This is a genomic window from Mucilaginibacter sp. GW821-FHT07G05 (assembly GCF_059418565.1).
Window position 1 is genome coordinate 69,598 of sequence record NZ_JBWKQC010000011.1, and the last position, 15,678, is coordinate 85,275.

The 15,678-nt window shown below is 42.8% G+C and carries 16 protein-coding genes; 5 read left to right on the top strand and 11 right to left on the bottom strand.

Translation table 11 applies throughout. The annotated features are described in order from the left end of the window. Positions 1–23: 23 nt before the first annotated feature. Positions 24–794, bottom strand: coding sequence for a hypothetical protein (locus AC07NA_RS22710; RefSeq protein ID WP_494900026.1), 771 nt, complete (start codon positions 792–794; stop codon positions 24–26). 132 nt (positions 795–926) lie between these two features. Between AC07NA_RS22710 and AC07NA_RS22715 the strand changes: the two genes are divergently transcribed. Beyond that, positions 927–1,721 (top strand): DUF3050 domain-containing protein, encoded by a 795-nt coding sequence (locus AC07NA_RS22715; protein ID WP_494900027.1) that lies wholly within the window; start codon positions 927–929, stop codon positions 1,719–1,721. Here AC07NA_RS22715 and AC07NA_RS22720 read toward each other — a convergent pair. Both AC07NA_RS22720 and AC07NA_RS22725 read right to left on the bottom strand, forming a co-directional pair. After that, on the bottom strand, positions 1,716–2,549 hold the full coding sequence (locus tag AC07NA_RS22720) for an aminotransferase class IV (RefSeq protein WP_494900029.1): 834 nt from the start codon (positions 2,547–2,549) through the stop codon (positions 1,716–1,718). The two genes, AC07NA_RS22715 and AC07NA_RS22720, sit on opposite strands and share 6 nt — an antisense overlap. A gap of 96 nt (positions 2,550–2,645) precedes the next feature. Further along, positions 2,646–3,683, bottom strand: coding sequence for an RluA family pseudouridine synthase (locus tag AC07NA_RS22725; protein ID WP_494900030.1), 1,038 nt, complete (start codon positions 3,681–3,683; stop codon positions 2,646–2,648). Positions 3,684–3,828: 145 nt separating this feature from the next. Between AC07NA_RS22725 and AC07NA_RS22730 the strand changes: the two genes are divergently transcribed. Continuing rightward, positions 3,829–4,731, top strand: a complete 903-nt coding sequence (locus AC07NA_RS22730; protein ID WP_494900032.1) for a 1-aminocyclopropane-1-carboxylate deaminase/D-cysteine desulfhydrase — start codon at positions 3,829–3,831, stop codon at positions 4,729–4,731. A gap of 141 nt (positions 4,732–4,872) precedes the next feature. Further along, the gene (locus tag AC07NA_RS22735) at positions 4,873–6,870 is read left to right on the top strand and encodes a T9SS type B sorting domain-containing protein (protein ID WP_494900033.1); all 1,998 of its coding nucleotides are present in this window, start codon (positions 4,873–4,875) and stop codon (positions 6,868–6,870) included. On the opposite strand, the gene AC07NA_RS22740 is transcribed toward AC07NA_RS22735, so the two are convergent. From AC07NA_RS22740 to kaiC, 5 genes are all read right to left on the bottom strand, one after another. Continuing rightward, positions 6,863–7,375, bottom strand: coding sequence for a hypothetical protein (locus AC07NA_RS22740; RefSeq protein ID WP_345214220.1), 513 nt, complete (start codon positions 7,373–7,375; stop codon positions 6,863–6,865). The two genes, AC07NA_RS22735 and AC07NA_RS22740, sit on opposite strands and share 8 nt — an antisense overlap. Before the next feature lie 325 nt (positions 7,376–7,700). After that, complete coding sequence (locus AC07NA_RS22745) at positions 7,701–9,374, bottom strand: PAS domain-containing sensor histidine kinase (protein ID WP_494900034.1); 1,674 nt, start codon at positions 9,372–9,374, stop codon at positions 7,701–7,703. After that, entirely contained in the window at positions 9,367–9,684 is a 318-nt protein-coding gene (locus tag AC07NA_RS22750) for a circadian clock KaiB family protein (protein ID WP_345214218.1), read from the bottom strand. The genes AC07NA_RS22745 and AC07NA_RS22750 overlap by 8 nt, the downstream gene beginning before the upstream one ends. A 10-nt stretch (positions 9,685–9,694) precedes the next feature. After that, a complete protein-coding gene (locus AC07NA_RS22755) occupies positions 9,695–9,979 on the bottom strand; it encodes a circadian clock KaiB family protein (protein ID WP_345214217.1) in 285 nt (94 codons plus the stop codon). 27 nt (positions 9,980–10,006) lie between these two features. After that, positions 10,007–11,701 carry a circadian clock protein KaiC gene (kaiC, locus tag AC07NA_RS22760; protein ID WP_494900036.1) on the bottom strand — a complete coding sequence of 565 codons (1,695 nt, stop codon included), beginning with the start codon at positions 11,699–11,701 and terminating at the stop codon, positions 10,007–10,009. Between the two features lie 409 nt (positions 11,702–12,110). Here kaiC and lat point away from each other — a divergent pair, with 409 nt between their 5' ends. Together lat and AC07NA_RS22770 are read left to right on the top strand one after the other, a co-directional pair. Further along, positions 12,111–13,442, top strand: coding sequence for an L-lysine 6-transaminase (gene lat / locus AC07NA_RS22765; protein WP_494900038.1), 1,332 nt, complete (start codon positions 12,111–12,113; stop codon positions 13,440–13,442). A gap of 200 nt (positions 13,443–13,642) precedes the next feature. After that, on the top strand, positions 13,643–14,083 hold the full coding sequence (locus AC07NA_RS22770) for a hypothetical protein (protein ID WP_494900040.1): 441 nt from the start codon (positions 13,643–13,645) through the stop codon (positions 14,081–14,083). A 29-nt stretch (positions 14,084–14,112) separates the two neighbouring features. Here the strand turns inward: AC07NA_RS22770 and AC07NA_RS22775 are convergent, their stop codons facing one another. Genes AC07NA_RS22775 through AC07NA_RS22785 form a run of 3 tightly spaced genes read right to left on the bottom strand, consistent with a single transcriptional unit; the run spans position 14,113 to position 15,677 of the window. Further along, the gene (locus AC07NA_RS22775; RefSeq protein ID WP_494900041.1) at positions 14,113–14,406 is read right to left on the bottom strand and encodes a hypothetical protein; all 294 of its coding nucleotides are present in this window, start codon (positions 14,404–14,406) and stop codon (positions 14,113–14,115) included. A gap of 32 nt (positions 14,407–14,438) precedes the next feature. Further along, on the bottom strand, positions 14,439–15,164 hold the full coding sequence (gene bshB1 / locus AC07NA_RS22780) for a bacillithiol biosynthesis deacetylase BshB1 (RefSeq protein WP_494900042.1): 726 nt from the start codon (positions 15,162–15,164) through the stop codon (positions 14,439–14,441). Between the two features lie 12 nt (positions 15,165–15,176). Then, positions 15,177–15,677, bottom strand: coding sequence for a glutathione peroxidase (locus tag AC07NA_RS22785; protein WP_494900043.1), 501 nt, complete (start codon positions 15,675–15,677; stop codon positions 15,177–15,179). Between the last annotated feature and the right edge of the window lies 1 nt (position 15,678).

A 15,678-nucleotide genomic window follows, 5' to 3' on the forward strand; every position in this document is an offset into this window, starting at 1 on the left:
CATCTGCAATTAACGGATGCAAATCAGGATGCTTTACCTTCAACTATGTCGTCATCCAGTCCTTCATCAAACTCATTATATAAAGGCAGCACGAGGGCATCTTCACCATGTCGTCTCTTTTTGCGGAACGAAAAGGTATTAAGCTTGTAAATGAATAAAAAGATAAGCGAAGTAGCTATGGCGCCGAAGGTATGCCATAAAAAATGGGTGCCTATTGGTATAATGGCCCATGTATCAATAATACGGAAGAACAGGGCGAAACCAAAAGCTATAAAGGCCCCCACGACCAGCCACACATTTCTCCACCTTGTTTTTATAAGCACCATCAGCAACGGTAATACGATCATGAGCACCATTACGCCGTAGTTAACACTAAACATAATATGCTTATCATACGCCAGGTAAAGCTGGTGCAGGCCGAATTCTATCAGCCCGAAAGCGATTAGAGCGATTATACCGTAAACACGTTTCCCGGTTGCTATTATTAAAAAGTAAACGCTGGCCAGCAGGCATAGCACAGCGATAGGCACCCAATCCATATACATAAAAAAGCGCCACTGCCTGAAAGCATGATACACCGTGCCGCCCACACAACCAATGAGCAGCATCCACGATGCTACACTGAGGAAGATGTAACGCTTATCAAAACCTTTAAACTTAATGAGCCAGTAAAACGCAGGGATGAGAAATAAACCGGATGTTATCATGTTCCAGGGCTCGGGAAAAAGGTGAGCCATGTTGGTTTCGGTATATAAGGCTGCGCCATCAGGCGGAAGTATATTAAGTAGCAGCATGTAAATTGTGGTTTGTTAGTATAACAGTATTTCAAATTAAATGTTGGCGCAGCTTGGTTAAAAAAATTTAACAATAAAAAGATCTCAACAAACCAAAATGCTGTTACTTTTGCCGGATTATTAAAAAACAGCATGATGAACAGCCCTTACATTGATCGTTTAAAAACTGAGATACAACCACTGCGCGACCAGCTTACCGGCCACGCTTTGTATGCCAACATCAGCACCATTAACCAGTTGAACCTGTTTATGGAACATCATGTATTCGCTGTTTGGGATTTCATGTCGCTGTTAAAATCGTTACAGCAAAAGCTTACCTGCACCGCAGTGCCATGGATACCCGTGGGCAGCGCCAATACCCGTTACCTCATCAATGAAATTGTAACCGGCGAAGAAAGCGATGTTGACGAAGCTGGCAATCGTACCAGTCATTTCGAGTTATACCTTACCGCTATGGAGCAGGCTGGTGGCAATATTGAGGGCATTAAAACCCTGCTTGCCGAACTAAGCACCGGCAAAACCATTAACCAGGCATTAACTGATGATGCTATCCCTTATGCCGTGCGCGATTTTGTACGTCATACCTTTGAGGTGATCGGCACCGATAAAGCTTATTTAGAGGCAGCGGTATTTACTTTTGGTCGTGAAGACCTGATACCGGATATGTTCATCAGCATGGTGAAAGAGCTGAGCCAAAGCCTGCCGGGCAAAGTAGATATACTATTGTATTACCTGGAGCGCCACATTGAGGTTGACGGCGACCATCACTCACAATTAGCCTATCAAATGACTGCCGAACTTTGCGGCACCGACGAAACCAAATGGGCCGAAGCTACTAAAGCCGTTAAAGCCGCCTTACAGGCAAGAATTGATCTTTGGGATGGTATACTGGCCGAGATTACTGAAGATAGTACGGTATCGTTATAACTTATTCAACTCGTCCATCAGCGCCTTGCTTTGGCGGTTAAAGTAGCGCCTCACGCCAAAGCCCATTACCGATTGTATACCACGACCGGCATTGGTTAAAAATACCTCATCGGCTTCGTACAGTATTTCGGGATTGATCTGCGCTTCGGTGATGCCTATGTTATTCGCTTTGGCAATATTGATGATCACCTGCCGCATTACGCCCTCTACACAACCCTCACTTAAAGCCGGGGTATAAAGGTGATCTTTGTAGTTTACAAATACATTTGAGCTGCTGGCCTCGCACAGATACCCTGCCTGGTTAAGCAAAAACACATCATCGAGGTTATTTTGCTGTTTGTATAAGCCCGCCATTACATAGATGAGCGAGTTGCAGGTTTTAATATTCGACAGGTAGTTTGATGGCTTAGGCAAATCGGTAAAGATATCCATGATCAAACCTTTCGGATTCAGGAAATACCTTGGCTCATCCAGGGGCTGCAATTCGAGGCAATAGCCCATTTTACTGGTGCTGGGCGCATACAAACCCTCGGCGTCGCGGTATACCGTTAGCCGTATACGGGCATGTTTCGCCTTATTACGAATAGCCAGTTCCTCCACCTTATTTTTCAGGAACCAGGCATCCATTTGCGAGTAACCGTCAATTTTAAGCGCTTTCATCCCCCGTTGCAGGCGATCGGCATGCAGGTCGGCAAATTTCAGATGCCCCTTCATCATACGCATGCTCTCAAACAAACCATCGCCATACCTGAAACCACGGTTGGCAATAGTAAACACCTTACTATCCGCAGGTAGTATTTCACCATTAAAATTGATAAAAACAGGCATTGTTAAAGGTAGAAATTAGTTTAAGATTTAGTTTGTGATTGTGGCCTTGTATTAATTTTTCGGTGATAACGCGTTAATTTTATGCCTATTTAACGCTTATACTTCTTTATCGGTATTGGTGTATTTGCGCCATTTGGCCAAAACGCTTTCAAAATCCTGTGGCAGAGGGGCTTCAAAATGGATATATTTTTTGGTGGACGGATGCACAAAACCCAGGGTTTGGGCGTGCAGCGCCTGCCTCGGCATCAGCTCGAAACAGTTCTCAACAAACTGCTTGTATTTACTAAACACCGTACCTTTTAATATTTTATCGCCGCCGTAAGTAGCATCGCTAAACAAAGGGTGCCCAATCTGTTTCATGTGCGCGCGGATCTGGTGAGTTCGTCCGGTTTCCAGCTGGCACTCAATTAACGTAACATAATTTAAGCGCTCCAGCACCTTATAATGCGTTACAGACCATTTGCCTTTCTCCGGGTCATCATAAATTGACATCACTCTTCTATCTGCCACGCTGCGGCCAATGTAGCCTCTAACTGTACCATCCTCCGGCAAGTCGCCCCATACCAGCGCGATGTATTTACGGGTAATGCTATGATCAAAAAACTGACGGGCGAGGTAGCTCATGCTCCGTTCGTTCTTGCTTATCAGCAACAAACCCGATGTATCTTTATCAATACGGTGCACCAGTCCCGGGCGACCATCGTTACCCGGCAGTGTTGGCAGTTGCTGAAAATGATATACCAGCGCGTTCACCAGTGTGCCCGTGTAATTATTATAACCCGGATGAACTACCATACCGGCATTCTTATTCACTATCAGTACATCATCATCTTCGTAAATAATATTGATGGCGATGTTTTCCGGGTATACCTCGGTATCACGAGGCGGGTGCGGCAATACCACCGAAATTACATCCAGCGGTTTTACCTTATAGCTCGATTTAATGGGCTTATCATTCACCAGCACATTACCCAACTCAATGGCGTTTTGTATGCGGTTACGCGAAGCATTCTCCACACGGTGCATCAAAAACTTATCAATACGTAACAGCGACTGACCCTTATCAACCACAATCCGCAGGTGCTCATACAAGTCCTGCTCTTCCTGTTCTATCAGTTCATCTTCGTTTGCCATTTGCGCAAAAGTAAGGTTATTCCTGATAAACGCATAGCGTTTAAGAGTGCAGAAAATAAGAGTCAGGAAACAAGATCGTATTGCGTCCTGTATCTTGATTCTTAACTCTTGTATCTCAAACAGTAGTTTTTTATAAGTTTGCAGTATGGATATCAGCCTCGAAATTTTTAGCCCGGTGCAGCAAATCAATCATGCGCTGTTTACAAGCCGTGGGGTAGAAGTTTTTGTGAAGCGCGACGACATGATCCACCCGCTGATATCGGGCAATAAATGGCGTAAACTGAAGTACTTGCTAAAGAAGGCGCAGGCCGAAAACAAAAGCCACCTGGTAACATTCGGCGGGGCATTCTCTAATCATTTGTTGGCCACGGCTGCCGCTGCGGCAAAATTCGGGTTTAAGGCCACGGGCATTGTACGGGGCGAGGAAGTAAAGAACGATACCTTGTTTTTATGCAAGCTGCACGGCATGCAATTGATATTTACCGACCGGGACAGCTATCGCGATAAACCGGCCTTGTTCGAAAAGTATTTTGGCAATGACAGCGATGCCTTTTTTATAGATGAAGGCGGGGCATCCGCCGAAGGCGCACTGGGTTGCAGCGAACTGGTAACCGAACTTGACCAACATTTCGACCATATTATTTGCGCCTGCGGAACAGGTACAACAGCAGCCGGAATTATCAACGGCCTGCAACAATACTCACCCGATACCCGGTTTAATGCTGTCCCCGTATTTAAGAACGGCGAATTTATGCGCGAGGAGATCGACCGTTTTTTGCTAAACCCTGCCGAATACCAATTGCATACCGATTATCATTTTGGCGGCTACAGCAAAACCAAGCCGGAACTAATTGATTTCATCAGGCAGTTCACTGCATCGACTGGCATATTGATTGAACCCGTTTACACCGGCAAAATGTTTTATGCCCTGTTTGACCTGATTGAGAAAGGCCACTTTAAGCCCGGCAGCCGTATCCTCGCCATACATACCGGCGGGCTATGGGGTATATTAGGGATGCGCGATAAGTTTTGGGCGAACAGCATTTAACATAGTATAATTACGCACTATTGTTGTAAAAATAATTACTGCCTGATACAATAATTTGTGCTACCTTAAACCAATATTTATCGTCGGCACACCCCTAAACTAATGATTCGACCTTTACTTATCCTTCTCTTTGGCATCTTAATGCTATGCTCATTCAGTAATATCCAGGCGCAAGATCAAACCGTTAATAACGGCCAAAATACTACTCCTATCAGTTTTCCTTCTACTTGTGTATTCAATTGGGTAAATGACAATCCTGCTGTTGGCTTAGCCGCAAACGGCACTGGCTATATCGCGTCATTTAAGGCCTTTAACACGGGTATCGTTCCTGTTAAAGCCACTATTACCGCTACACCTGTTCCGGTACCTTATGCCTATGTAGTTAACACAGGTGGTTCGCAGGTAACCATAGTTAATGCGGTTACAAGCCAAGTTGAAAATACTGTTGATGTACAACAAACGCCTGTAGGTATTTACCCAAATGCTGATGGCAGCCGTGTTTATGTAACCAACCAGGGCTCAAATACGGTATCGGTGATCAATACACAAACAAATACCGTTTTGGCCACTATACCCGTTGGCTGGGGACCATCTGAAATAGTGGTAACACCCGACGGAAGCAAAGCATACACCGCAAATATTAACTCAAGCACTGTTTCGGTGATTAATACAGCCACATTATCTCTAATTGCTACTATCCCTGTTGATGATGACCCGTTTTCATTAGTAGTTTCCCCAAACGGCGAATTTGTATATGTAGCCAATGGAAGCGCAAACACTATATCGGTAATTAGCACCAGCTCAAATACATTAGTAAATACGATCTCTCCGGGTACAAGCACTACTTCAATTGCTATAACTGCCGATGGCAGCCGCTTATACATAACAAGTTATAACGAAAATACAGTAACTGCAATTGATGCAGCAACGGGCGCCGTAATAAGAAGTTTTAATGTTGGAGTTAAACCAGGCAACATTAAAATTAATGCAGATGGCACCCGGGTATACGTAAGTAATGGGGGATCTCAAGAATTTTCAACAATTAATACAATAAACAACACGGTAGCAACCATACCATTAGGCACGCTGCCTACGGGCATATCTATTAGTCCTGATGGTAAGGATATTTATGTATGTACCCCGGTAAGAAACGAGCTTGTAATAATTGACGCGCAAACCACTACCATAAAGAAAAGGATAAACACAGGCTTATATTCTTTTAATTCGGCCGTGTTTTTACGTAACGACTGCGGCACACAGCCATCAATATTCACTATTACCGTAACCCCCACCCAACCACCCAATATTACCTATTCGGGTAATCCATCTGCTTTAACTACGGTTTACGGCACAGCATCAGCATCCACAACTTTCAATGTTAGCGGCAGCAATATGGTTGATGGTATCGCAGTATCGGCACCCGCGGGTTTTGAGCTGAGTTTGGATAACAACATTTTCAGCAGCACAGTAACAGTAGGTTCGGGTAACACCATTCCGGTTACGCCGGTTTATATCCGGTTATCAGGGAGAGTGCCGGTAAATACATATTCGGGGAATATCGTACTTAGCAGCACCGATATAAATGATGAGCATATCGCTATGCCGCTTAGTGCCGTTACCCCTGCCGCTTTAACTATAATGGCAAATAACCAAAGTAAAATTTATGGCGCCGTTAATCCTCCTTTAACGGTAAGCTACAGCGGTTTTGTTAATAACGATAATGCCGCTAACCTAACCTTTCCCCCAATAGTTACCACTACAGCTACTTCATTTTCACCGGAGGGCAGCTATGTTATAACAGCCGGCGGGGCGGTTTCAAATAATTATACTTTTACTTATGCAGATGGTATACTTACCGTAAAACCAGCTATGCAAACCTTGGTTATTCCATCAGCTTTTTCACCCAATGGCGATGGGGTGAACGATACATGGACAGTGCGCAACCTTGATTCGTACCCAAACAGTACTGTTGACGTTTATAACAGGTATGGGCAAAAGTTATATGCAGCAACCGGAGAAAACAACGCATGGGATGGACGGTATAATGGCGTTTACCTGCCATCGGGCTCGTACTACTACATTATAAACCCCAAAAACAATTTTAAGATTATGACCGGTTATATAACCATTATCAGATAGCCACACGCTTAATACTGCGTTTAGCCAAAAATGCGTTTACCGGTTTCTTGTCGCCGGTTTCTGAGAAAATGATGACCAGGCTTTTCTGCCGTTTGTAGTAAGTGAACATGGTAAGGTTTTTTAACCGGAAATTACTACGGCCTGTGTTTTTAACTATTCGTAAAGCCCTATCTGCTTTGGCATCCGTATCAAACCCTATACTGATGAGACCTAAATGGAGATCTTCATCATCTTTAATAGCCCTGAATGAAGAATACTCTACAAAACAGAAATTACTGAAATACCTTGTCTTGAAATCTTTATTAAGCAGGTTCACAAATTTGGGGATCGTTGTGCGCTTATCTTCAAACGTGTAGCCATCGCCTATGTCCGATTTAAAATCATCAACCACAGTTTTAAGAATATCTGTTTTGCAGGTATGCTTAACACCTTTGCTGTTAACAATGGTTTGGGCATTTGAAAAACCGAATACCAGTATAAATATGAATGTAACAAGAAATCTCACAGGTAAGGATATTAATTTTTAGTTTATAATAGTGCCCTAAAAGTAATGAAAGCTTTTATTAATTCATTCGCATGGCTCTAAATACTTTACAATTGGTTGTTCATTATGTTCGTTCGATATAGCTTTTAGTTAATAATCGTGATATATTGTACAATATTTCACACTAAATTTCACACATTATTATTGCCAATATTGTCCATCACTTTTTTGTGCGGAGGTTTGCGAGATAGTTAAATGATTGCAAATTCGACTTTATCGGGTACGGAAGTTTATGAAGTTTACAGGTAATTTATTTCCGGAAAGAGATGAGAGAATGTAAAAACGCTTAGAAAGGCAAATCGAAATAAAAGGTAGATCCTTTTCCTAACTCGCTATCTACACCAATTTTACCTTTATGAGAATTTATGATTTCGGTAGATATATAAAGGCCCATGCCAAGGCCACTGGCCATAAACTTCATATCCTCAACCCGGTAAAAACGCTCGAACACCCGCCCTATTTCTTTTTTCGACATACCGATACCAAAATCAGTTACGGATACCCGCAAGTAGCCTTGTAAGCGCTCGGTTGTTATGATGATCCGCTTATCGTCCTGCGAGTATTTGACAGCATTATTTATAAAATTCATCACCACCTGCTCCAGTCGTTCCGCATTGCCTGAAATGACGATGTCCGGTTGTACATTTTCGTAAAAAATATTGTCCGGATAAATATGGCGGGCATTTTCAATACAACTTGCGAGTGCCTTTGATATATCAAAGCGTTCAAACTGATACTCTAATCGCCCGGCCTGAATTTTACTTACATCCAACAGGTCGTTCACCAAGTGCTGCAATTTATTTGAAGCCAGGTTGGCCTTTTCAATATATGTTTTTATCGTTGGCGGCAGCACATCCTTTTTATAGGTGCCAAGTAACTGAAGATAGCCCTTTAAACTGGTAAGCGGAGTTTTTAACTCATGGCTCGCGATACCGATAAATTCATCTTTCCGCTGCATCTGCTGCTTTTGTTCCTCAATATCGGTTGCAGTGCCCACCCATAAAATAATGTGGCCAGCCTCATCCCGTAGTGGTATAGCCCGGTTAAGGTGCCAGCGGTAAGAGCCGTCTGTACCTTTGCGGTAACGGTTTTCTACCTCGAAGATATTGCCGGATTCAATAGCGGCATTATACTTTTGGTTGGTGATCTCCAGATCGTCTGGATGTACAATGTCCTCAAATTTGTATTCCCGCTCGTGTTGCAAATCAAGCCCGGTATAATCATACCACTGCCTGTTGTAAAAATTCAATTCGCCGGTGGGCAAACTCGTCCACGTCATTTGTGGTATATTATTGGCAAGCAACTTAAAATGTTCGCGACTGATGAGTAATTCGCTGGTACGTTCTTTTACAATATCCTCCAGTTCATCATTCATTTTTTCGGCAGCGTTGTGCGCAATTGCCAGCTCGTCATTTTTTAACTGCAATTGCTTTTCTGCATTCTTTTGTATGGTGAGATCGGTTAATATTAGGCTTAACGCCATACCTTCATCCAATTCAAGCGCGTTGCACGATAAAAGGCAGGGAACTATTTCACCCGTAATGGCAGTAAGGTTTATTTCTTGTTTGCAATCCTCCTCCCAGCCATTACCAATCACCCTGGCAAATTTATCTAATTCATCATCTGAAATAAATCTGTCGAATGTTGTGCCTGCTACTTTTTCTAAGGGAGAGCTTACCATAGCGGCAAAGCGCGAATTACTATAGAGTATAACACCCTCGCGGTTAAGTGTAACCGCGCCTTCATTCATTTTCTCGATAAAAACACGGTAAGTTTGGTCGGCGGTTTTAAGCGTGTAAAGCTCATGTCCGTTTTCTCCTTTTAAAACAAACGCGTCAACCTGCCCTGTACGAATTGCCTGTATAGTATCGTTCGCCTCCTCCAGTTGTATACGAAGGTCAGCCATTTCGGCCAGCAGTTCTTCTGTTGTTAATTTAGCCTGGTCCATATATTTAGCCATTTTGTAAACCAAGCCCCTGCAAAACTTTTTCAGTATCAGACATGTCGCCAATAAGCCTTCGTTCCTGGCCAGGTGATTTTTTTATAAGCATTGGCAAAGCAATAATCTGCTCATCTTCAGCAACAGTGGGCTGCTGATGAACATCAATAATTTCCAGCTCATATTTGTCTTTTAAATACGTTTCGCAAATTTCTTTCAAATTAGTTATTGCACGCGACGAGTTAGGGGAAGCACCTGTTACAAACAAACGTAATAAGTAAACATCTTTTACAGGCTGGTGATCATTGGGTATTTCCTCTTGCTCGGTCATTTAATATTAATTATGCTGGCCTTATATCTAAACCTACCAGAACCTTTTCTTCATTTGACAGGTCGCCTATAATTTTGCGTATTGGTTCCGGAACTTTGCGTACCAGCGTAGGGATAGCGAATATTTGATCGCCCTCGGCTAATTGCGGTTGCACCAAAAGATCTATCACCTCAATTACATATTGCCCCTTCAAATATTCTTCACAGTATTTTTTAAGATTAGACAATGCAGCAACCGATTTTGTTGTATTGCCGGCAACATATAATCTTAATTCATATTTTTTAACTTCAGTCATTCGTATTTTGTTTCTATTCCTTTTAATTTAACCCTTATCATTACGCCTCATTTGGGTAATTTCAGTACGGGTTTTATCAGCTACGTTCTTAATTAATTCTTCTTCCTCGTAAACCTTGTTCAGTTCTTCCTCAACCGATTCAAACTCCGTTTGCAAACTCGATATTTTGGCTTCCAATACTTTGCGTTTGCGCAATATTTCCCTGTCTTTTCTGCTAACGGCATGGTCACGCAGCACTTCGCCGGTTTGTTCCTGCAACATCTGTGCTTCACGTGCTGATCCTGTCAGTATTCCATCCGGTCCTAAATAAACATCCACCAAATCGAGACCCTTATCGGTAATCACAAATTCTCTTACCTGGTTAGAGTGCTTCATTCCGCGCGATTTCATGATATACATTCCGCGGTTCCGCTCACCGTTATATTCAATATCTCTCACCAGCAACCAGGCATCCACCAATGATGATACTCCTTCGTCGGTTTGTTCGTTAACAATGTTATTTAAGCTTAAGGCAGTGAACATTACCGTGACCTGTTCTTCCTGTAAAAAATCTATCAGCCGTATCAGCATAGCTTTAACTTCACTTACTGAACCTACGGTGATTAAATTGGTGATAGGGTCTAAAATAATAGCCTCGGGTTTAAACGACTTTATAACTTTATACATAGCCACGAGGTGCATTTCTAAACCATATAAAGTTGGGCGCGATGCGAAAAATTTCAGCGTATCATTGTCAACGTATTGTTGAAGATCGACACCAATAGAATGCATGTTCCGGATAATCTGCTTAGGCGATTCTTCAAAAGCGAAATAAATACATTTCTTCCCTTGCTTACAGGTTTCATTGGCGAAATAAGCGCCAATACTGGTTTTGCCGGTTCCCGCCGTGCCCGATACCAATATGCTGCTGCCTTTAAAAAAGCCCTGGCCGCCCAGCATTTTATCTAACGCAGGTATGCCCGACGAAACCCTGTCAGACGATACCGGTTTTTCCAACTTTAATGAGGTTACCGGTAATACAGAAATCCCTTCCTCATCAATTAAAAACGGATATTCATTGGTACCGTGAACAGATCCCCTGTATTTTACTATCCTTAACCTGCGGGTTGATATTTGATTGATCACCCTGTGGTCGAGCAAAATCACACAATCTGATACATATTCTTCCAAGCCCTGGCGGGTTAGTTTTCCTTCGCCGCGCTCGCCGGTAATAATGGCGGTGACACCTTTTTCTTTCAGCCAGTGAAACAGCCTGCGCAATTCGGCGCGCAGCAAGGCCTGGTTAGTAAGGCCCGAAAATAAATTTTCCAGCGTATCCAATACCACCCTTTTAGCGCCAATGCTATCAATAGCGTAATTGAGCCTGATAAATAAACCATCCAAATCGTATTCGCCGGTTTCTTCTATCTCGCTGCGATCAATATGAACATGATCTATCTTTATCTTTTTTTCGGCCTGTAACTTGTCCAGATCAAACCCTAATGAGGCTACGTTCATGGCCAGTTCATCAGCTTTTTCTTCAAAAGCCATAAACACGCCCGGCTCGTCAAACTCAATAGCGCCACGTACAATAAACTCTATCGACATTAAGGTTTTGCCGCAGCCCGCGTCGCCGCAAACCAATGTGGGGCGCCCGAAAGGGATGCCTCCACCTGTAATTTCATCTAATCCGTTTATTCCTGTAGGCGTTTTTGGTAAAAGCGGGTGGCTGGATGCTGTCACAGTATTTACAATTTTACTCATTTAACAATAATTACTTACTTATGCTTTGCTAAAAACAACTTTGTCAATATCAAGAAATTACAATCGCAAATCGGGTTGATTTGTTTTTAAAGATTGAAATTTTACAAATAATGGACCCGTTAACATGGGCTTTTTACAGCATTCGTGATAACGTCAAATTTCTAACACTGCAATGTAATAACATTCTTTCGTTCTAAATAAAATATTATACAACTGTTATAATTAACAATATCCGCATCAGGCTATAGTAATTATATGCAGCACACCGGAAATTGACTTATACTATTGCTATGTTGAAGGATATATTGCTGAACTGTTTAAGAAAGTTCAAAACCCTTAAACTTTGTTATTTAGCCGTTTTTGTTAGATTTGTGTAAACCCGAATTATATGTACCAGTTGCAAATATCTCCCGAAAATGTGCAGGCCACCTTGCAAAAACATATCCTGGCCGATGGTTTCGACCTTACCTTTGATATGGAAAAAAGCCAGGGGGTATATATTTATGATGCCAAGAATAAACGTACCCTGCTCGATTTTTTCACCTGCTTCGCTTCGGTACCATTGGGTTATAACCACCCCAAAATGCTTAACGATGATGAGTTTAAAAAGAACCTCATGCTGGCGGCATTAACCAACCCATCAAACTCGGATATTTACACTACGCAGTACGCTCAGTTTGTGGATACGTTTGAAAAGGTGGGTATTCCTGATTACCTGCCCCATGCCTTTTTTATATCGGGCGGCACTCTCGCTATCGAGAATGCCCTTAAAGTTGCAATGGACTGGAAAGTTCAAAAGAATTTCGCCAAAGGTTATAACCAGGAAAAAGGATTGAAAGTATTACATTTTGAACATGCCTTTCATGGCCGGTCGGGTTATACGCTTAGTCTTACCAATACGCTACCGGTTAAAACCAAGTGGTATGCCAAGTTCGATTGGCCGCGGGTATCGTTCCCTGCGGTAACATTTCCGCATAGTGATGAGTCTCACGCCGACCTTTTAAAACGGGAGGCAAAATCAGTCGCCGAGATCAGGCAGGCGTTTGAGGAAAATAAGGATGATATATGCGCCATAATTGTAGAACCTGTACAGGCCGAAGGCGGCGATAACCATATGCGCAAGGAATTTGCCGAGCAATTGCGCCAACTGGCCGATGAGTATGAGGCCCTGCTGATTTACGATGAAGTGCAAACGGGTGTAGGCCTTAGCGGCAAGTTTTGGTGCCACGAACATTTCGGGGAAAACGCGCGCCCGGATATTATCGCTTTTGGTAAAAAGATGCAGGTATGCGGCATATTGGCAGGCAAGCGTATTGATGAGGTAGAGCAGAACGTTTTTAAGGTTTCATCGAGGATCAATTCTACCTGGGGAGGCAGCCTGGTAGATATGGTAAGGGCGACAAAAATATTAGAAATAATATATGAAGATAACCTGTGCGATAACGCGGCGCAATCCGGTAATTACTTACAGCACGAATTAGCTAAAATAGCCACTAAAACATCGCTCATCAGTAATATAAGAGGCAAAGGATTACTTACCGCTTTCGACTTTCCGGACAAGGAAACCCGCAATAGCTTTATTGAAAAGGGTATTGAGCACAACGTTATGTTTTTAGGCTGCGGTGAGCGTACCATACGTTTCAGGCCGGCGCTTATTATAGGTACAGATCATATTGATGAAGGCCTTAGCGTATTAGAGAAGGTTATTAATATTATGTAAAACTGTAATAATATTGCTACAAGAATGCGTTTTTGACACAATACAGGCTTTTTTTAATCAAAAATATACTATTATCGTTTAATAACGTTTTAGTTTGATATTAATACGCTGTTATACAGGTATTGATGCGGTGTGGAATATTGTTTTTGCGCTTTATACCATACTGAAATTTTTGATGCAGCTACCTAACGCATACTATCATGAGCAAACAAATTGAAAAACTGAAAAAGCAATTAGCCGAAATTTCGGAGGTTGTAAATACATTTAAATCTGAAGCGGTACAGGTACGCATAGCCGAAAAGCTATTCGATGTACTGATTGATGCCGACCGTGCCGAACACGAAAATTCGGATTACCTGCTTAAAAAGAGTCGTCGTTTTAAAGATAACGGTCACGATACTGACGGCGCTGCACACCGTAAAAAACCGGGTGCTACCAAGGTATTGAACCAGATACTGGCTACCGATTTTTTTAATCAGCCCCGTTCAATTGCTTCCATAGCCGAATATTGTAAGGAAAAGTACGATTCAGATTTTAAAACATCCGAGCTATCAGGCATCCTGCTGAAATTGGCCAACGAAAATAAATTGCGCCGCGAAAAAAGCCGTGATAATAATAGGTTTGATTATATTAAGGTATAGCAATTTTATCCAGCCGACAGACAAATTATTTAGATCTCGAAAGATGATGCTAATGATGTGCTGTAATTAACGTTAGTCTGCTCTTGGGCGCAGTGCCCCATTACTTTTGAGGGCAAAAGTAACAAAACCCTTGTCCAGCAAAAGGCTTCTTTGCCGCACAAAGCCATTCCCTGCAAACCGTGCAGAACTTGGGGCTGGAACTTTTGCCCCGACGCGCTATTCCTACCCGCATGCAACAAGTTCGCTATGCCCGCCTTTGCGCTCTTGGCCGCCACAGTTCTGCCCGTTTTCGCCCGAAGCTGTTTGCTGACGGCTAACTTCATCGCGCCTTAGCTAAAAAAGTATTCAACCGCTTTTACAGCAGGCTGAATAAATTATCAACTCCCAATAACTTTACTGAAGTAAAGCCCTCGGCATATTTAACGCCTATGTTTTTACCCAGTTCAAGGGCACGGGCTTCGGTGCGTTGCATAAATACGGGCGATGAGATGTAAGTTTGGGGCTCGTCTTCTATCCAGTCGGGGTTGTAAAATTGCGATTTAAACGCCAATACGCTTTCCACCTTTTTATCCCAGTGTTCGGTTATGTCTATCAGTATGTCGGGCTCAATATACCTGTCTTGTATAAAATGCAGCACCAGGTTTGGCCGCCATTCTTTTTGCAGTTCACCGTTATAAGTAGTTTCTATTTTGCGTAATCCCGATAAAAACACCGATGCTTCTACCAACTCATTAGCACGGCCGTGATCGGGGTGACGATCATGATAGGCATTGGTGATGATAATTTCGGGCTGGTATTTACGTATCACCTCGATGATCTTGATCTGGTATTCCCTCGTGTTCTCAAAAAAACCATCAGGCAAACCCAAATTTTCGCGGACGGTTAATCCCAGTATCCGCCCTGCTTCCTGCGCTTCTTCTTCACGTATTTCGGGGGTGCCACGGGTACCCAGTTCGCCACGGGTAAGGTCTACAATACCTGCCTTTTTACCCATTGCTATGTGTTTAAGCAAGGTGCCCGCGCAACCTAATTCGGCATCATCCGGGTGAACAGATAATACCAGTATATCTAACTTAGTCATAAAAATATATTCTTATTTGCCGGCCGCTATTAAACGGCTTATTTGCTTTTTGATTTTTGAAGATGTAGGTTTTGTAAAAGGGAAAAAGAAATCCTTTACGGCGCCCGATCTGTCAATTAAAAACTTGTGAAAATTCCAGCGCGGTGTTGAATTAACCGCCCCGTTGAGCTTTTTATCTGCCAAAAACTTATATAGCGGATGCGCGTATGGTCCTCTAATCCTCACTTTATCAAAGGTAAGGTAATTGGTGGCTACGTTTTCGCAAAATGTAGCCAGCTCGGCACCTTCTAAGGGTTCTTGTCCGCCAAAATCATTGGAAGGGAAAGCCAGTATCTCAAAATCCTGTCCCGAAAATTCTTCCTTTAAAGCTACTAATTCTTTAAGCTGTGGTGCAAAGCCGCATTGCGATGCTGTATTTACTATCAGTAAAACCTTGTCGCTAAATACCGACAGGTTAAGTTCCTCCCCATCCAGCTTAGGTACGCTGAACTGGTAGATGTTCGTATCGCTCATT